Here is a 19,349-nt window from a genome sequence, read left to right on the forward strand (position 1 = left end):
ACAAAGCCCCAGCTTGTGAAAGTAGGGGCTTTGTGCATAAAAAAAGAAGGTGCGCATTTTGACACACCTTCTTCGTTATCGTTATATAGAGTATACACAATATCATCTATGCCCACCGACTATTCGTTAGGAAAATGATGATGATGTGTAGCTGTATATTTCATATTTCTTCTATTATTTGCGACAAAATTAAAGCATTTGTTTTATACTTCCAAACATTTATCACAAAAACTTGAGTTTTTATTTCAAATTAAAGATAAAATCTCTTCCGGTTCTACATCGCAGTAAGTAAAATGCATTTCATCCTTCGACTTTTCTTTCGAGAAAGTAAAGTAAGTGCAAACAGCTTCCGTACATACTTCGCCATCCTTATTATATAGTTTGGCTTCAATAATCACAATATTACGTTTCACCTCTTTAATGGACGCACGCAGTACGACATGCGAGTCTTTCGTATCAATTGACCTCCGATAGCGAGTCTCCATTTTGGAGGTAACCCCTGTTGTCTGCAACTTACGAAGTACCGTCCAAGCACAAATTTCATCCAACAATACAGCCTGAATACCACCATGCAGTGTATCAATCCAACCCTGATATTCAGGACGAGGTTTCCAGATACTTACGATTTCATCACCGTCTTCGTAAAATTCCATCTTTACACCAACTTCATTATCAGGAGCACAACCAAAACAGTTGTACCCCTCCAGACCTTTCCAGGGATTTATTATCTTCTTCATGATTCTCTCTTTTTAGTTTTTCTTCCAAATATAAGCAAAATATGAAAAAGAAGGATGATTTCCACTAATCTACTTTCGGATACAACGAATTGCAAAAGCTTTTCTCTCGACACCTGGAGCAGACTTTCCGATCGTATTTTCATCACTTTTCAGGTAAAAGACATCATCGGCTATTGCTGTATTTGTATCATCCAATGTCCAATATGCCAAATGCTTACCTCCAAATATATTCTTATTCGGTTCAACCCACATGCCTATAGGGGCAGCATTGAAACCAGAAAGATTATTAGCAGGCTGCGCTGTCTCTCCTGTTTTCAGAGGTAACCAAGTTCCTGATTTCAACAAAGAAGCATCTCCTTTTAGATAAGTATTCAGGAGGTTCCAATCCCCTTTATTCGGTATATTCCAATGTGCGGGTAAGAAATCAGCAGATAATGCCACATTAGCAGTGTAAAAATGATGTTCTGCATCCGATTGCAAATATCCGACAGCATTTTCTGTTACGGCATCCAACTTAGGAAGTTCGTCACCATTCACATACAAGGCAGTTTCCAAATTATCCCGCATCCAGTATTGAGTCCCAATCTTCACCAATGGATAGTTGTGAATCATACCTCCACGTACATCACGGACGACGTCTTCTAATGCCAAAACTGATAATACATTATCTGCGACTGCTGTTGACAATGAAATTCTCCCGTCCGCCAGTATATAAACATTATTACGGGCAGTTAGATTTCCGGCAACATAAGTCAAAGAATTATCTTCCACATTCCATGAAACACTTCCACCATGAATCTTACCTGATTTTTCTAATAGTTGAGCAACAATTCCTTGTGATAAATCAACACTGCCATCTTCTTTCATCGGATAAGCAACAATCGCTTGGGAAGAAAATTCCGGAGTCACCAAATACTCTTTACATATTTCAGCAACTTGTTTTCCTGAATTCAATACTTTATACACATTCGATTTCTCAAAAGTCAACTTCGATACATCTACATATTTATGAAGAGTCACCGATTCAGTCCGATCTATCTCAGCCCCATCCCAATCACCGATTTCTCCACTGACCTTACTCATTAATATATCTTCATCTGCTACAAATGTGATTTCCAATTCTCTTTGCTTACCGCTTGCCAATTGTAAAGTAGAAGGCAGCAAACTAGTATATGGTCTTCCTTCGGCTTCCAATGTTATATACTGGTATCCCATCGTCGCTTCCTGCGGTATCAGAATAAGTTCTTTTCCTACCAATCGCCCCTCTTTTATTTCCCATTCGCCTGCAGGAATTATTCCTTTCTCTTCGGAATAAGCAGAAAAAGCCTTTTTCTGAAAATCATAAATAGCCTTAGTATAAAAACCACTAACAGAAAGTGTAGGATTGGCAGCTAACATATCTTCTACATTTTCTCCTTCACCCGGGACAAGAACTATCTTCAAACGGAAGAACTGATGATTATAAGTCAGAGCTACAGCCTCTTTACTTGCCAACACATCTTCTTTGGATGCAATCAGAAAATCCGAATGTGAATAATCTATAGATTTATTCTGACTCGTAGCAACCGATACTTGCATAGTGCTTTCCCCCATTGCTACTCCTTCTTCTTGATACGGATAATAACTGATTAAATTCAACGCTACTCCATCGTCCGGATAATAAACCGACTCATCAGAAACAAATTCACCACTGGAAGAACGTACAAAATGAAGATTATCAGCGTAACGTTCTTCTTGCATTGTTGTGTTACCGACAAGTGCAAACAAACCAACCTCATCCCCTTCTTCAAAATTATTATTTGCCACACGAGTACTGACTATTTCGTGAATATCAGCTACAAATTTCAATGGGATATCTCCATTATTGATTCTTTCTCCTTCTTCTGAAATATGATTTACACAAGCTGTTAACGAAACAGAATACAGAATAAATAAACCTACTCCCACAAATAGGTCATGACATGTTTTCATTATTATTGTTTTTTTGGTCAAAACTAGAAATCGCTGATTGAGCAGAAGAATGACATAAGAGGAAGTATTCGCTTTCAGTTATGAAACACACAACACGTCTGTTGTTACTGTAGAATCGTTAATTTCAGCATTCCATTTTGAAATACCAAGAGCAAAAATACATATTATAGTTAAGAGAAGACATATTTCAATTAAGAAATTTTCTCAATTTATTTTTAATCATCATATAATCAATCAATTAGCAAACTACATATATATTTAATCGATTTAAACCTACACCTTATTATATTAAGAAAGCACCATTTTTTAGAAAGAATAAACCACTTCTATCCCGGCAATATGTTTCCCCCGTGAAGCCTCATACTGATAACAATAAAACGCATCTAATGACCAACGTTTGGCTAAATCAAATTCTACTCCCGGACGATAGCGCATACGATCCGCCCTCCAAAAAGGAGCATCGTCCAAACTTTGATAAATTTCGAGAGAGAAATAAGGTGAAACAACCCCTTTTGCCGGTGCATAGGCTAATTTTAAACGGGAACGCAGACGAGTTTCCGAATCTCCACGGTCAAAAGTCTGCTGAAAACTTTCCCGCAAAGAAACTTTCAACCATTGATAACGATAACTTGCAACCGCACTGATATGATAACGATGCCTGAGTTTCCAATCCGAGTCTCCCAGACTCCGAAAATGAGTTTCATAACCGATGCCAAAGTTCAAGAAGGAATATGCATGGTAAACACCGCCGACAGCAAGTCCCCAACGATCCATTCTGCTCATATCCTCTTTCGTGCGCAGTTCCAAATCACCGGAAACAGAAAATCGGGAATCTATTTTATGATTCACTTTGAACTTAGTCCATGTAGTGAAATCATCACTTTGTGCCCGTACGGAGGAGGCTGTTCCAACTAATAAAACAAACAGCCAGACCTTAGTATTTAATAATATTCTACTCATTGATTATCGGGTTAAAATTGCAAAGATAGCAAATTATCTCCGGCAAAGAAAAATCATGATACTGAAATAAATCTGAAAAAGATTAGCTACTTCTTTCCTTTTTTATTTCCCGGATTTTACGTACGTTTGTGACAATCTAAGCAATCCCTTTGTGAATTGAAACCTAAATGCTATATGTGCGCAACAAATATTCCCGGTAATGAACGTTCGCTCGTCATCCGTCTGATAGCCGGAGATGAGGATGCATTCTGCGAACTCTATGCGGCTTATAAAAATCGCCTGATATATTTGGCCATGCGTTTCCTTAAGTCACGCGAATACGCTGAAGACATCTTTCAGGATACCTTCACTGTAATTTGGGAAAGTCGCCGTTTTATTAATCCGGACACCTCTTTTTCTTCTTATCTATATACAATCATGCGCAACCGGATTCTAAACCAATTGCGTGAACAAGCGAGTGAAGACCGGCTGAAAGAACAGATTCTATCACAAGCTATAGACTATAGCAATGAGACAAATAATGCAATCATTGCTAATGATTTACAAAGACTTGTATTCCAAGCACTGGAACAACTGACTTCCCGCCAACGGGAAATATTCGAAATGAGCCGTGAAAAACAAATGTCTCACAAAGAAATTGCAGAAGCATTGGGAATTTCTATCAATACTGTACAAGAGCATATCTCATCTTCATTACGTTCACTTCGTACGTATTTGGAAAAACACTCCATTACCGGCACTGACCTGATCTTGCTCCTTATCTGCCTCAACCTTTAGCGGGAAACAGTTTCTCATGAAGTTGATAGTTAAAGGAAGTTAACTATACCCCAGATACTCTTTTCCTTTGTGTACTAATTATACAAAGGGGAAAATAAGATATCCCCGAACTCTAAATAACAGAATATGAAGAATACAGAAAATAACAAGAACTTATATCGTCGCTATCTGGATGATCTCTATACCACAGAGGATGCCCGGGAAATACTGAACAGCTTGCACCACCCGGATAATCATGAAACACTCGATGAGTTGTCTTCTGATGTGTGGGAAGAAGCGGCAACACAGCAACCTCTCACTGATCTTGAACGGGAACACTATAAACGGGAAGCACGCCAATTATTGAAACGCATAGAACATAAAAAACGTACTTGGCTGCGTCGTATCGCTGTTGCTGCCATCAGCACAGCAGCAATCGTTTGTCTTGTACTAGGCGGAATTCATTATCTGGAACATCTGAATGAACGACAGACTATCTATCTGGAAGCCTCAACCTCTTATGGCGAACGTAAACAGATTCTTCTGCCCGACGGCACCCAACTGACACTAAATTCATGTTCACATGTACGGTATCCGAATAGTTTCAAAGGAGAAGAACGTAAAATAGTACTGGAAGGTGAAGGATATTTTCAGGTATACAGAAATGAGGAACAGCCTTTTATTGTCAGTACCCGCCGTTTCGATATACGTGTATTGGGAACCTGCTTTGACATAAAATCCTATTCTTCTGATGAAATTGTTTCTGTAGAGGTGGAAAGCGGAAAGGTACAAGTGGACTTGCCGGAAGCAATGATGCGGTTAAAAGGCAAGGAACAGGTACTTATCAATACCATTTCGGGTGAATACAGCAAACGACGCGAAGAGCGCCCGGTGGCGATATGGAAAAAAGGTGGACTGCGTTTCAACAGTACTCCGATACGTGACGTGGCAAAGGAGCTGGAGCGAATGTACAATTGCCGCATTACATTTGCCGATGGTAAATTCAATAATCTGATTTCCGGAGAGCACGACAATAAGAGCCTGGAAGCAGTTCTTCAATCTATTGAATATACAAGTGGTATCCGGTATAAAAAAGAAGGAAACTGCATATTGTTATATAAATAGCAAAAAGATGTTAATCACACCCTGGCATATAATCCATCGTGTGTATTACTTTATAGAACCTTGAATATTAAACTTATAATTCTAAAAAAAATTATATTATGAAAGCACCCGGTTAATCCTATTTCAGAAAAATAGGAGCCGTCTCTCAGAGAAGCCCCTATTCCGTAATCCGGACGGATATTCATTCGTTTCGACCCGTGTGAATAACGTATCGCACATTACGAACTTTGTTTTAAATAATCTATTCAATTACTAAAACGTACAAATTTATGAATAATCTTCCTAATATAAAAAGGAAAGGCAGGAATGTACATTCATTTTTAGCTTTTTTACTATTCGTATGCTTGTCATCATTGCCTTATTACACACAGGCGCAGGAAAAGAAAAACATTACGCTGGATGTCAAGAATGAAACCGTAGAAAATGTATTCAATCAACTAAGCAAGCAGACCGGCTACAAATTCTTTTATGACCAGGAAATTGTGAATGCTGCTCCACGCATTTCAATCAAAGCACGCAACAGCTCATTAGAAAATATTCTGAGCAAGATAACGGTACAGACCAATTTATATTTCAATAGGAAAAACAATACCATCTCCGTCGGCAAACAAAAAAGTCGGGAAACAATAAAGTCTATAAGAACCAAAACAGTCAACGGAACAGTTACAGACCAGAACGGTGAACCCATTATCGGTGCCAATGTATTAGTAAAAGGTACGACAAACGGTATCATTACCGATATTAACGGAAACTACTCTTTGGCAAACGTAACCGAAGACGCTACTATTCAGTTCTCATACATCGGATATCAAACAACCGAAGTTAAAGCTAATAGTAAAGAGTTAGCGCGCATCATACTAAAAGAAGACAGCGAACTGCTGGACGAAGTAATAGTAGTAGGTTACGGCGTACAGAAACGCAGTGATGTCACAGGGGCTATTTCTTCCGTAACTTCCGAGAAACTGAATGCCACCCCCTCTTCCAGCTTGGGTGAAATGCTGAGAGGACAAGCTGCCGGTGTACAAGTCACCATGGCTAATGCCGCGCCTGGTGGAAGTTCAAACATTCTGATTCGGGGACGGCGTTCCCTTTCCGGTGGAAATGACCCTCTTTATATTGTGGACGGTGTTCCAATGAGTAGTATAGATGATATAAACTCCAACGATATAGCATCGCTCGAAGTTCTGAAAGACGCCTCTTCACAATCAATCTATGGTGCACGCGCCGCCAACGGTGTCATACTGATTACTACCAAACGGGGAAAGACCGGAAAGATGAAAATCAGTTATAACACTTACGCTGCTTCACAAAGTATTCATAAGAACTTTGAGTTTTACAATGGAGAAGAATGGGCTGCTTTACGTAAGGAAGCATACTACAATGCCAATCTTAGTTATGATGAAGCCGACTGTTTCAGAGGGTTGATGCTCGACGTGCTCAAATCAGGAGAATATGTTGACTGGGAAAAACTAATGATAAGCTCCGTCTGGCAACAAAAGCACGATATTCTAATCCAATCCGGCGGGGACAAAACAAAATACGCCCTGGGATTGGGATATTTTGACCAGAACGGTATGGTTCCTAATTCAGGATTCCAGCGTTTGAGCGGACGATTGAACATCGACCACAAACTACTGAAAAACCTGACAATAGGTACGAACTTCTTATACACCAAATCATGGAAGAAAACAGCCGACGGCTCCTTCAATTCATTTATCACCATGCCGCCTCTGGCAAAAGTATATAATGACGACGGTTCATTGCGTGAAGATGTAACCGAAGCCGGGGAGTCTCATTACAACCCATTATGGAATATCGACTACTCAAACAATAAAAGCCAGACAGACCGGTTATTGATCAACTTCTTCGTAGACTGGAAAATCACAAAGGACTTGTCATATCGTGCCAACGGAAGTTTGAATATCAGAACCGTCCATAGCAACACGTATCAGGGAACGAAGCACACGACCGGACGCAACAACAATGGAAAAGCGACTGCCGGAACCAGTTTCTCCAATGACTACCTGTTCGAGAATATAGTCAACTATGTGAAGGATTTCAATAAGAATCATCATTTCGACGCAACCTTTATGCAAAGTGTGAATGTCATTGAATGGAAGAGTTTAGGAATAAACGGCACAGGATTTGCGAATGACGACTTGACCTACAATGCAATAGGTTCCGCCAATGAATATGGTACTCCTACCTGGCAATTGTCTGACAGAAAACTTTTATCATTCTTAGGACGTGTGAGATACAACCTGTTCGAGAAATACTTATTCACCTTCGCTTTACGCGTGGACGGCTCTTCGGTTTTCGGGAAAAATAATAAATATGGTTATTTCCCCTCAGGAGCTTTTGCCTGGCGGATAAATGAAGAGTCCTTCTTGAAAGAAGCCAAATGGCTGTCCAACCTGAAACTCCGTCTAAGTTACGGTGCGGTGGGTAATCAAGGAGTCAATCCTTATAAATCACTTGGCTTGACTGACAGGTACCTGACTGAATTCGGAGATAAAACAGTCATCGGATACCTGCCCGGAACAGAATTGACCAATCCTAACTTGAAATGGGAAACGTCCACTTCCGGGAATATCGGACTTGATTTCGGATTCTTCAACGGAAGAATCAATGGTACGATAGAATACTATACTACCAAGACTACCGACCTGCTTGTCACCAAGTCTATTCCGAGCTCACTGGGATATTCCACCCAGACCGTGAATCTGGCGGAAATGAAGAATAATGGTATCGAAATAACGCTGAATACCACTCCCGTCAAAATCAAAGATTTCAGATGGGATGTCAACTTCACTTTCACCAAGAACAAAAATGAAATAAAAAAGATAGACGGACAAGTCGATGAGAATGGAAAACCGCTTGATGACGTGAACAACAAATGGTTTGTCGGATATCCGATGAATGTATATTACGACTATGTATTTGACGGCATCTGGCAAAAAGATGACGATATCGCCAATTCTCATATGCCGACAGCTACTCCGGGTAGTATCGAACTGCGGGATGTGAACAACGACAACCAGATAACAGCCGATGACAGAGTAGTGATGCAACGTGACCCCAAATGGATAGGTACGGTCGGCACATCTTTCAACTATAAGGGATTCGACTTATCTGCCGACTTGTATATCTCTCATGGTGGGACAATCTACAACCCTTATCTGACCACATTCGAGAATGGTGGCGACTTGACTGCCAAGCGGAACGGTATCCGACGCAATTACTGGACACAGAATAACCCGTCTAATGAAGCCCCTGCGCCCAACATGACGCAAGCACCCGCATACATCAGTTCATTGGGCTATCAGGATGCATCATATGTCCGTCTGCGAAACGTTACTTTCGGATACAATTTTCCCCATGCACTTATCAGCAAAGCATACATGCAAAGTCTGAGACTCTATATGACACTGTCTAACTTTTGGACGAAAACCGACGTACAGGCTTACGGCCCGGAACAGACTCCGGGAGATTATCCCGAACCCAGGACTGTATTATTTGGATTGAATGTGACATTTTAATAAGGTAAAATCATGAAAAAGAGTATATTATTTATATTTACAGCCTGCTTCCTCTTTACTACTTCCTGCTCCGACTTCCTGGACGAAGAACATAAGACGAAGTATAGCTCCGAATACGTATTCGGAACACCGGAAGGGCTAAAGCTCGCTGTCAATGCACTATACGCATTGCAACGTAACTATGCAAATGATACTGAGAACTCCACCATCTTTGCTTTGGAAAGAGGTACGGATTTAGCCGTAACCAACGGTGGAACCGGTAACTTTTACGGCATCTATGACCCTAATTATTTAAAGCCGTCTGCTTATCAGGTAGGATTTATGTGGCGCACGATGTACCAAATCATAGGCAAAGCCAATGAAATAATTGCTGCCGCCGAGGATTTGGAAGACACCCCTTCACTACGGGCCACCGTTTCAGAAGCAAAGTGTTTCAGAGCACAGTCTTATTTTCTGCTTTATCGCACATTCGACAGGATATGGCTGAATGTACTGCCGACTACTGCTGAAAACGTCAACGACCCGAGAGATTTTCATGCTGCTTCCGAGAAAGAGGTGTTCGACCTGATTTACGAAGATTTGGAGTATGCCATTACAAACCTCGATTGGGTATCTGATGAAGCGGGACGGTTCACCCAAGCTGCCGCCCGTCATATGAAAGCCAAAGCAGCATTATGGCTCAAAGACTGGGATACGACTTTGGAACAAGTGGAAGAAATTGAGAAATCCGGTCATTTTGACTTGATTGCACTGAATGAAGTTTTCAATGCCGGAGACTTGAACCATAAAGAAGCGCTGATGGTGCAACAATGGAGTAAAAATCCGGGCGGCAACTTATCCAGTGCCAGTCCGAAAGGTAATTACTTTGCCGCCTATTTCATCGCACAGTATCGCACAGAAATCGGTGGAACCGCAGAATATGCCTGTTCTTATGACAACTGGGGATATACTTACGGAAGATGTCTCCCCAGTCCCTATTTATTCTCACTGTATGACAAAGCTAAGGACAAACGTTATCAGGAGTACTATATACACCAGTACAAGAATACTACTGATAAGAACATCTCATACGGTTCGGCTACAGTAAAACCCGGAGATTATTTTCCACTATATAAGAACGGAAGCATCAATAAATATGTATATCCGGGATGCATCAAGTATGGGGATAAATGGACGCGCACCGCTTCTGAGACACGCAGCTATAAGGATGTGATAGTATACCGTCTTGCCGAGTCCTATATAATGGCGGCCGAAGCAGCCTTGATGAAGAATGACCAGACGTTAGCCAAATACTATTTCAACAAAACGTGGGAAAGAGCCGGAAACGATAAATTCACCGGTGTGCTCACTATGAAAGACATTATGGACGAGCAAGCTCGCGAACTGTCTTTCGAAGGCGACAGATGGTATTTCCTGAAACGTCTTGGAATACTTATTGAGCAAGTCAAGGCATATGCCGGGGACCCGGAAATACCTGCATCTATTCTCGGACGTAATAATCTGCCTGCCAACCCTCACTTTGTGAGATGGCCGATACCCGAAGCGGAAGTCATCAATATGGGAGCCGAAAACTTTCCGCAAAATATTGGATACAAATAATCACTGAAAAACATACATATAATAAGATGAGAAAAAAGATTACTATATTAATACTACTGCTCTGTTCTTTTGTTACAGGCTTGTTTGCCAATACTCCACAATATGACATTTGTATATATGGAGAGTCAGCTTCCGGAGTAATTGCAGCGATACAAGGCGCACGTATGGGTAAGAAAGTAGTGCTTATATCGAAGAACGACCATGTAGGCGGTCTTGTCACATCAGGACTGACAGCTACCGACATGAACCGTAATGACCTGATAGGTGGTATAACAAAAGAATTCTACAACAAAATATACAATTACTACCTGCAACCCGAAGTATGGCGTAATCAAGACAGAGAATCATTCATGATTTCGACATTAAAGCGCACATATAGAGGTAAAAATGATGAAAGGCGGATACAATGGGTTTATGAATCCTCAGTAGCCGAACGGATTATGCGGGATATGCTGAAAACGGCAGGAGTAGAAGTCCTTTTCAACCACCGGCTCGACCTGAATAAGAACGTCCGGAAAGAAGAGAATATAATCCGGAGCATCCAACTGGAGAATGGAAAGGTTATTGAAGCTAAAATGTTTATAGACGCTTCCTACGAAGGAGACCTTCTGGCACGTACAGGAATTTCCTACACAGTAGGGCGCGAATCAAACCTACAATACGGAGAAACCTATAACGGTATCCGTATCAATTATGACCAAGGGAAAGACCTGACAAAGATAAGTCCTTACATCAAGGAAGGGAATGCAAAATCAGGCGCTCTGCCTTATGTGACAACCCAGGAATGGGGTAAACAAGGGGATGCGGACAAACGCGTACAAGCCTATTGCTACAGAATGACTCTGACAAACGACCCCGACAACCGTATATCCATTCAGAAGCCGAAGAACTATAATCCGTTATGGTATGAGATATATGTACGTATGCTGAAACTGGAACCGGAAACAAAACTCCAGCAAATTATAACATTGACTCCTATGCCTAACAAGAAAACGGATACCAACCATCTGGACTTCTTCGGAGCAAGCTACGACTATGCAGAAGCCGACTACAAAACCAGAAAGGAAATAGAGCAACTGCATAAAGATTACGCACTGGGCATGCTGTGGTTTTTGGGACATGACAAGCGTGTACCCGAACATATCCGCAAGGAGATGCTGGATTGGGGATTGCCTAAAGACGAATTCACCGACACCCGGAATTTCCCTTATCAAATATACGTGCGCGAAGCCCGCAGGATGATCGGTACATTTGTGATGACAGAAAAGAATGTACGCAAAACAGACCGTACACCCGCCGAACATTCGGTGGGACTAGGTTCTTATGCCCTTGACTGCCATTATGTATCCCGTGTCATCGACCAAGAAGGCAAGTTAAGAAACGAGGGCACCATATTTGCCCCTACCATCCCCTACCCTATCAGTTATTATTCACTGACTCCTAAGGAGGAAGAATGTGCCAACCTATTGGCAACTGTATGTTTGTCATCTTCTCATGTAGCTTACAGTACTATCAGAATGGAACCGGTATATATGATATTAGGACAATCGGCAGCCACTGCCGCTGCTTTGGCAATAGATTCCAATTTACCTGTCCAGAAACTATCTTATGATGTATTGAAGTATAAATTACTACAGGACGGACAATTATTATCAGTACCCACTAAAAAATAAAGTTATGAAACTAAAATACCTATTTACCTCATTCTTTATACTTGCCGCTGTCCTGAACGCTTCGTGTTCAGACAACGACAATTATACAATCCCCAAAGGTTCTTTTGAAGAAAAGCCAGTTGTTCCCCCCGCTAAAGTTGAGACATCAAAAGTCGACGGAAAATGGAAATTGCTTGTAAACGGACAAGAATTATATATCAAAGGAGCCGCATGCAACAACTTCTATGCTGAAGCCAAAGACTTCGGAGCCAATGTTATCAGAACATATGGGGTGTCTGACAAGAGCATGACTATTTTGAACAGCGCACAGGAAAAAGGACTTTATGTAAATTTCGGGCTCTATATCAGAAGAGAAACCGACGGCTTTGATTATAACAACAGTGCGGCGGTAAAAGCTCAGTTTGATGAAATAAAAGCAACAGTCGAACGCTTCAAAGACCATCCGGCGCTTTTGGTATGGTCGATAGGCAATGAAGCTGAAGCAAGTTATACCAATCTCAAACTCTGGGATGCAATCAATGATATAGCTAAGATGATTCACGAAACCGACCCCAATCATCCCACTACAACGACATTGGCATCCTCTAACGTGAACCATATAAAGAATATTATAGAAAAGGCCCCTCATATAGATATTCTATCGGTCAATACATATGCGCCTAACCTGCCGGGAGTATTGGGCAACCTTCAGTCCGCAGGCTGGACCAAACCATATATGATTACAGAATTCGGACCTCGCGGTACGTGGCAAATGAATCCCGAACCCGAAAGAATATTGCCGTGGGGTGGCTTGGTAGAACAGACCAGCAGTGAAAAAGAAGCCGTCTACCTGAAAGCCTATCAGGAGAATATAGCCGCCAATAAGGACAACGGATGTTTAGGTTCGTTCGTATTCTTATGGGGATACCAGACACACGGAGAAGTACTGACTTGGTACGGGCTGTTCGACAAGAAAGGATATACCTTCCCGGCAGTCGATGCCATGCAATATGCATGGACAGGAAGTTACCCGAAAAACCGTGCACCAGTGATAGCAACCCGTAATGATATGCTGATGAATGGCAAAAAAGCGGAAGACGTTATTATTGTCAGCCCGAATTCATCCAACGAAGCAAAAGTTACAGCCACCGACCCGGATGGAGATGCGCTGACCTACGACTGGATGATTATGAAAGAAAAGACAGCTTCTTCAGACGGCAGCCTGCCGGATGGTATCACCGGATTGATAGATGATAACACCCAAAAGGATATTACATTCAAAGCTCCTTCAACAGTTGGCAACTATCGTCTGATAGTCTTTGTGCGCGACGTGAAAAATAAGAAAGTAGCAAGTGCGGTTATTCCATTTTCTGTTCAATAAAAAAATATCGACCATGAAACTATTAAAATATAATTTAAGCATCTTGTTGTGTCTCGCGGCTATCTTTTTCATAGCATGCGACAGTGATGACGAAACTATACAGCAAAACCCGAAACCGACTATTAAGTTCACGAAAGTCGGAGACGAACCTGTCATTGCTTACCCCGGAACAAAGCTCAGTTTCTCTGTAGAAATGACAGGCACAGCCGATATCAAAAAAGTTGTTACCATGCTCAACTCGCAAGAAATCCCCGGAAGCGCCAAAGAATATCCGGAAAATACGGATAAAGGCTCATACAATGTAGCATATACCATAAAATCGGAAGAAGTAGGAAAAACACTGAACTTTGTAATACTGGCAATTGATAATGAAGAAAAGAAATCAACTGCCGAATATGCCGTTTACGTTCAGGCCGCCCAACCGGAAATCGAAATAAGGATTCCTGATACAGCACCGGAGACAGTCACTGCAGGGGAAATGGTCGCATTCGTTATTGAGATTACCTCTTCAGCAACACTAAGAAGTATAAAAACATATCTGGCTGATTCCGAACTTACAGATTTGACCAAAGAGACATTCGAGAATCCAAACAGTGATACATATACGTTCTCATACACAACTACAGATTTGAATGCCGGACAAACCCTGTCATTCACTTTTGAGGTGATGGATGCTAACGGCGGTATCGTAAGAAGCGAATATAGCGTAGAAGTAACGAGAGCTGTAGAATTAGACATCAACGAATTCTACGGACTCAAAATCGGAGCACAAGCCAGTACGGATGCAGGTCCCTTCCTCAATACCACGAATGGAGAAATTTATGTACGAGACGGAGCGGCAGCCAAATCAGCTAATATTGACATTACTTTATTCTACAGCAACAATTCATATGGCTATTATTTCGTATCTCCGTCCGACGCAAGTATCACAGCTATTTTTAAAGCACCGGATGCAATAGCTACTTGGGAACATCGTAACAGTACGAAACTGAAAGTTATGCAAATAACACCGGATGAGTTCCTGGCAATCAATTCTGCTGAAATGATTCAGAATCTCTACACCAATTCATCCGAAGCAGAAATAGAGAAACTGACAGAAAAACTGGGGGTAGGCTCTATCATCGGATTCAAAACTGTAGCCGACAAATATGGTATTATAATTGTCAGGTCATTTGCCAGCGGCAGTTCGAAAGGAAATGTCACCATCGACATGAAAGTGGAAAAATAATCCGGTTCTCAAAATAAATTAATTCTTAACCGCCCTTATTTATGACAAAAATAGGGGCGGATTAGAAATTATTATCTATAAAACAATGAAAATAAAATTATTATTTATCCTGTTTATTGCTTTTCAGCCTTTAGTATCCAAGGCCAATGACGCACCCCAACAACCGATATACCTTGACCCTTCCCAGTCAGTCCGGACAAGAGTTGAAAACCTCATGTCCTTAATGACCCTGGAAGAAAAGATTGCCCAAATGTGCCAGTATGTCGGTCTGGAGCATATGCGTGATGCAGAAAAGAATATTACGGAAGAAGAGCTGCTGAACGGTCATGCCAGAGGATTCTATAAAGGATTGCACTCCACAGGAGTAGAACGGATGGTCACACAGGGAAGAATAGGTTCATTTCTTCATGTCCTGACTCCGGAAGAAGCCAATCATTTGCAAAAGTTGGCGGAGAAAAGCCGTTTGAAGATCCCCTTGCTGATAGGGATTGATGCCATACACGGAAACGGGCTTGTCAGTGGCTCTACCATTTACCCGTCTCCCATAGGAATGGCTTCCACATTTGCACCTGATTTAATAGAACAGGCAAACAGACAGACAGCTCTCGAAATGCGCGCAACAGGTTCTCATTGGGCTTTCACTCCCAACATAGAGATAGCTTGCGATGCCCGTTGGGGAAGAGTCGGAGAAACATTCGGGGAAGACCCGTATCTGGTATCCCGCATGGGAGTAGCATGCATCAAAGGTCTGCAAACAGACAATCTTACAGGATTAAACACCGTATTGGCTTGTGCCAAGCATCTCGTCGCAGGGGGAATAGCCAATAACGGGACCAATGCCGGTCCGGTAGAATTGAGTGAAGGCAAACTGAGAAATATCTTTTTGCCACCATTCAAAACAGCCATACAAGAAGCCAAGCCTTTCACCCTTATGCCGGCGCACAATGAATTGAACGGAGTCCCGTGCCATGCAAACAAATGGTTGATGACTGACATCATACGCAATGAATACGGATTCGACGGATTCATTGTAAGCGACTGGATGGATATGGAAGCAATCAGCACACGCCACCGGATAGCCGAAAATACGACCAGTGCATTCTTCTTGTCCGTAGATGGCGGAGTAGACATGCATATGCATGGTCCTGTTTTTTCCGATGCCATCCTGAGACTGATAAAAGAAGGAAAACTGACGGAAGAAAGAATTAATAAGGCATGCGCCAAGATACTGGAAGCCAAGTTCCGGCTAGGATTATTCGAAAACCGGTATGTCACGGAAGGCGGCATAAAGAAAACGGTATTCAGCAAAGAACATCAGCAGACGGCAATCGAAATCGCCCGACGCTCCATCGTCCTTTTGAAAAATGAAGCCCTGCTTCCCATCAACACCCGAAAGTTCAAAAAGATACTCGTGACAGGCCCTAACGCCAACAACCAATCAATTATGGGCGACTGGGTATTTGAGCAACCGGAGAAAAATGTCTCAACCATACTGAAAGGCATAAAAGAAGAAGCATCCGGCGCACAGATAAATTATGTAGATGTCGGTTGGAATCTGAGAGCACTGGACAGCGCCAAAATAGAAGAAGCCGTACAAGCAGCAAAGTCTTCGGATTTGGCAATCGTCGTAGTCGGTGAAGACTCTTTCCGGCAACATTGGAAAGAGAAAACATGCGGAGAAAACAGGGATCGCATGGACATCGCTCTTTGGGGTAAACAGGACTATCTTGTGGAATCTATTTACAAAACAGGAGTTCCTACGATTGTCATCCTAGTAAACGGACGCCCCCTTGCCACCAGATGGATTGCTGAAAATATCCCGGCTATCATTGAAGCTTGGGAGCCTGGTTCAATGGGTGGAAAAGCAATTGCAGAAATTCTCTTCGGCAAAGTAAATCCCAGCGGAAAGTTACCAATCACTATTCCACGGCACGTAGGCCAGATTTCAACGGTATATAATCATAAACCGTCCCAATTTCTCCATCCTTATATCGACGGGGATAAAACACCGCTTTATCCTTTCGGGTATGGTCTAAGTTATACTTCTTTCAAATACGACCAACTGAAAACAAACAAGACGGATTATAATGCCAACGAAGAAATTGAGGTTACAGTGAATGTCAGCAACACAGGAGAAAGGCAAGGGGAAGAAATCGTCCAGCTTTATATTCGGGATGATTACAGTAACACCACCCGACCGGTGAAAGAACTGAAACGTTTTCAACGTATTCTTCTGGAAAAGGGAGAAAGCAAAGTGGTATCATTCCGCTTGAACAGAGAAGACCTGTCCTACTATAACCATAAAGCCGAATATGTGCTCGAACCGGGCACATTCACCGTCATGGTGGGTGGCAGTTCTTTGGACAAAGACCTACAAAAAATTAAGTTTAACGTAAAATGAAACCGAATATGAAGAAACTTATTCTATTATTGACCGTTTCTACTTTTCTGTACAGTTGTAAAAGCAACCCGGAAGAAAAGTACGATATATGTATCTATGGCGGTACTTCCGCCGGAGTCATAGCAGCATACTCTGCCAAGATGTTGGGTAAGAAGGTGTTGCTTATCGAACCACAAAACCGTCTCGGCGGACTGACTTCCGGCGGGCTTGGTTTCACTGATATAGGAAACAAACAAGTAGTGACCGGATTATCAAAAGACTTTTACCGTCGTTTGGGTGCTCATTACGGCAAACTGGAACAATGGATATTCGAACCCAAAGTAGCGGACAGCATCTTTAATGACTACATTAATCGGGCAGATGTCGAGGTTTTATATAAATACAGAATCACAGATGCCCAACTTGCCAACGGATATATAAAAAATATCACACTTGAAAGTTCCGACGGGACAAAACCCGGCAAATCCATAGCCGCCAAAGTATTCATCGACTGTACTTATGAGGGTGACCTGATGGCTAAAGCAGGAGTTTCATACACGATAGGACGGGAAGACAACAAACTGTATCATGAAACTTACAATGGCGTCCAACTGATGAAAGGACACCAGTTCCCGGATGGACTAGACCCGTACAAGATAAAAGGTGATTCCACAAGCGGATTATTATGGGGAATCAGTCCTGCCGCACTCTCGCCGGACGGTACGGGCGACAAGTTAGTGCAAGCCTATAATTACCGCATTTGCCTCACCGATAATCCTGCCAACAAAATAGAAATCACCCGGCCGGAAAATTATGATTCCACCAAATATGAGTTGCTGTTACGCCTGTTTGACGCCCAACCCGATAAAAGAAAACTAAACCATTATTTTATCTGGAGCCGGATGCCAAACAATAAGACGGATATAAATAACCGGGGAGGATTTTCGACTGATATGATCGGAATGAACCATAACTATCCGGAAGCATCTTATGAAGAAAGGGCGGAAATCATTCAAGCACATAAAGACTACACTCAGGGATTACTTTATTTCTATAAGACCGATTCCAGGGTTCCGCAAGAACTAAGAGATGAAATACAAGCATGGGGCTACCCCAAAGACGAATATACAGAGGACAATCATTGGTCGCCCCAACTATATATCAGAGAAAGCCGCAGAATGACAGGGGATTATGTAATGACGCAAGCACATTGTGAAGGGCGGGAAACGGTCACTGATGGTATCGGTATGGCCGCATATACCATGGACTCACACAACTGCCAACGGATACTCGTAAAAAAAGACGGCAAGTACATAGTAAAAAATGAGGGAAATGTAGAAATCGGCGGCGGACTCCCCTACCCCATATCCTATCGTTCCATCATCCCAAAAGAAGAAGAATGTCAGAACTTGCTCGTTCCCGTTTGTCTCTCCGCCAGTCATATCGCCTATGGTTCCATCCGTATGGAGCCGGTATTCATGGTACTGGCACAGTCTGCCGCTATCGCCGCAACAGAAGCCATAAACACAGGAAGCGTGCAGACCGTCGATATCAAAAAAGTACAAGCATTACTACACGAAAATCCACTATTGGACGGCAGTTCTTCTGAGATACTGATAGACGACTGCGATTTGGACATATCCGCGAATAATGATTGGGAGATTATAAAAAAGCGAGGAGGATATGGCCCCACTTTCCTGAAATCCAAAGCCCGCAACGGTTCACCTGTCCGTTTCACCCCACATATAGAACATGAAGGAAAGTACAAAGTATATACTTATTATCACATGAGAAAAGACATTTCGCCGACTATCACATATTCCATCTCGGACGGAACCGATAGTTGGACAAGAGTCATACATAAAGACAGCGTGAGAATAGAAGGACAAACCTCGGGAGAATGGGTGGAACTGGGAACATACGATTTTCAAAAAAGCCGCATGCCCTATGTAGAAATATCCACTGAAGACACAAGCGGGACGGTCATTGCCGACGCTATGCTGTTCGTACCCGTAAAATAA

12 protein-coding genes are annotated in these 19,349 nt (G+C 42.2%); 9 read left to right on the forward strand and 3 right to left on the reverse strand.

The genetic code is table 11. From position 1 onward, the window contains the following. Positions 1 to 245 precede the first annotated feature (245 nt). The 3 genes from NSB03_RS13910 to NSB03_RS13920 all read right to left on the reverse strand — a co-directional run bounded on the left by NSB03_RS13910 (position 246) and on the right by NSB03_RS13920 (position 3,668). On the reverse strand, positions 246 to 737 hold the full coding sequence (locus NSB03_RS13910) for a PaaI family thioesterase (RefSeq protein WP_024987738.1): 492 nt from the start codon (positions 735 to 737) through the stop codon (positions 246 to 248). Between the two features lie 69 nt (positions 738 to 806). Then, complete coding sequence (locus tag NSB03_RS13915; RefSeq protein ID WP_024987737.1) at positions 807 to 2,708, reverse strand: fimbrillin family protein; 1,902 nt, start codon at positions 2,706 to 2,708, stop codon at positions 807 to 809. 306 nt (positions 2,709 to 3,014) lie between these two features. Next, positions 3,015 to 3,668: a DUF2490 domain-containing protein gene (locus NSB03_RS13920; protein ID WP_024987736.1), complete on the reverse strand. Its 654-nt coding sequence runs from the start codon at positions 3,666 to 3,668 to the stop codon at positions 3,015 to 3,017. Between the two features lie 174 nt (positions 3,669 to 3,842). On the opposite strand from NSB03_RS13920, the gene NSB03_RS13925 reads away from it, so the two are divergent. The 9 genes from NSB03_RS13925 to NSB03_RS13965 all read left to right on the forward strand — a co-directional run bounded on the left by NSB03_RS13925 (position 3,843) and on the right by NSB03_RS13965 (position 19,349). Beyond that, positions 3,843 to 4,445, forward strand: coding sequence for an RNA polymerase sigma-70 factor (locus tag NSB03_RS13925; RefSeq protein ID WP_024987735.1), 603 nt, complete (start codon positions 3,843 to 3,845; stop codon positions 4,443 to 4,445). A gap of 126 nt (positions 4,446 to 4,571) precedes the next feature. Then, entirely contained in the window at positions 4,572 to 5,549 is a 978-nt protein-coding gene (locus tag NSB03_RS13930) for a FecR family protein (RefSeq protein ID WP_024987734.1), read from the forward strand. A 269-nt stretch (positions 5,550 to 5,818) separates the two neighbouring features. Beyond that, a complete protein-coding gene (locus tag NSB03_RS13935; RefSeq protein ID WP_024987733.1) occupies positions 5,819 to 9,088 on the forward strand; it encodes a TonB-dependent receptor in 3,270 nt (1,089 codons plus the stop codon). Between the two features lie 12 nt (positions 9,089 to 9,100). Further along, a complete protein-coding gene (locus tag NSB03_RS13940; RefSeq protein WP_024987732.1) occupies positions 9,101 to 10,687 on the forward strand; it encodes a RagB/SusD family nutrient uptake outer membrane protein in 1,587 nt (528 codons plus the stop codon). Positions 10,688 to 10,713: 26 nt separating this feature from the next. After that, a complete protein-coding gene (locus NSB03_RS13945) occupies positions 10,714 to 12,360 on the forward strand; it encodes an FAD-dependent oxidoreductase (protein WP_024987731.1) in 1,647 nt (548 codons plus the stop codon). A gap of 4 nt (positions 12,361 to 12,364) precedes the next feature. Continuing rightward, a complete protein-coding gene (locus NSB03_RS13950) occupies positions 12,365 to 13,720 on the forward strand; it encodes a glycoside hydrolase family 2 TIM barrel-domain containing protein (RefSeq protein WP_044655851.1) in 1,356 nt (451 codons plus the stop codon). 13 nt (positions 13,721 to 13,733) lie between these two features. Further along, positions 13,734 to 14,948, forward strand: coding sequence for a COG1361 family protein (locus tag NSB03_RS13955; RefSeq protein ID WP_024987729.1), 1,215 nt, complete (start codon positions 13,734 to 13,736; stop codon positions 14,946 to 14,948). An 85-nt stretch (positions 14,949 to 15,033) separates the two neighbouring features. Then, positions 15,034 to 17,349, forward strand: coding sequence for a glycoside hydrolase family 3 N-terminal domain-containing protein (locus NSB03_RS13960; RefSeq protein WP_024987728.1), 2,316 nt, complete (start codon positions 15,034 to 15,036; stop codon positions 17,347 to 17,349). Positions 17,350 to 17,357: 8 nt separating this feature from the next. Continuing rightward, a complete protein-coding gene (locus tag NSB03_RS13965; protein ID WP_024987727.1) occupies positions 17,358 to 19,349 on the forward strand; it encodes an FAD-dependent oxidoreductase in 1,992 nt (663 codons plus the stop codon).

Source organism: Bacteroides acidifaciens (genome assembly GCF_024623065.1).
GTDB lineage: Bacteria > Bacteroidota > Bacteroidia > Bacteroidales > Bacteroidaceae > Bacteroides > Bacteroides acidifaciens.

Bases quoted from the DNA above. Each gene is read 5' to 3' on its own strand.
- NSB03_RS13910 (WP_024987738.1), bottom strand. From the start codon at position 737: ATGAAGAAGATAATAAATCCCTGGAAAGGTCTGGAGGGGTACAACTGT.
- NSB03_RS13915 (WP_024987737.1), bottom strand. From the start codon at position 2,708: ATGAAAACATGTCATGACCTATTTGTGGGAGTAGGTTTATTTATTCTG.
- NSB03_RS13920 (WP_024987736.1), bottom strand. From the start codon at position 3,668: ATGAGTAGAATATTATTAAATACTAAGGTCTGGCTGTTTGTTTTATTA.
- NSB03_RS13925 (WP_024987735.1), top strand. From the start codon at position 3,843: ATGTGCGCAACAAATATTCCCGGTAATGAACGTTCGCTCGTCATCCGT.
- NSB03_RS13930 (WP_024987734.1), top strand. From the start codon at position 4,572: ATGAAGAATACAGAAAATAACAAGAACTTATATCGTCGCTATCTGGAT.
- NSB03_RS13935 (WP_024987733.1), top strand. From the start codon at position 5,819: ATGAATAATCTTCCTAATATAAAAAGGAAAGGCAGGAATGTACATTCA.
- NSB03_RS13940 (WP_024987732.1), top strand. From the start codon at position 9,101: ATGAAAAAGAGTATATTATTTATATTTACAGCCTGCTTCCTCTTTACT.
- NSB03_RS13945 (WP_024987731.1), top strand. From the start codon at position 10,714: ATGAGAAAAAAGATTACTATATTAATACTACTGCTCTGTTCTTTTGTT.
- NSB03_RS13950 (WP_044655851.1), top strand. From the start codon at position 12,365: ATGAAACTAAAATACCTATTTACCTCATTCTTTATACTTGCCGCTGTC.
- NSB03_RS13955 (WP_024987729.1), top strand. From the start codon at position 13,734: ATGAAACTATTAAAATATAATTTAAGCATCTTGTTGTGTCTCGCGGCT.
- NSB03_RS13960 (WP_024987728.1), top strand. From the start codon at position 15,034: ATGAAAATAAAATTATTATTTATCCTGTTTATTGCTTTTCAGCCTTTA.
- NSB03_RS13965 (WP_024987727.1), top strand. From the start codon at position 17,358: ATGAAGAAACTTATTCTATTATTGACCGTTTCTACTTTTCTGTACAGT.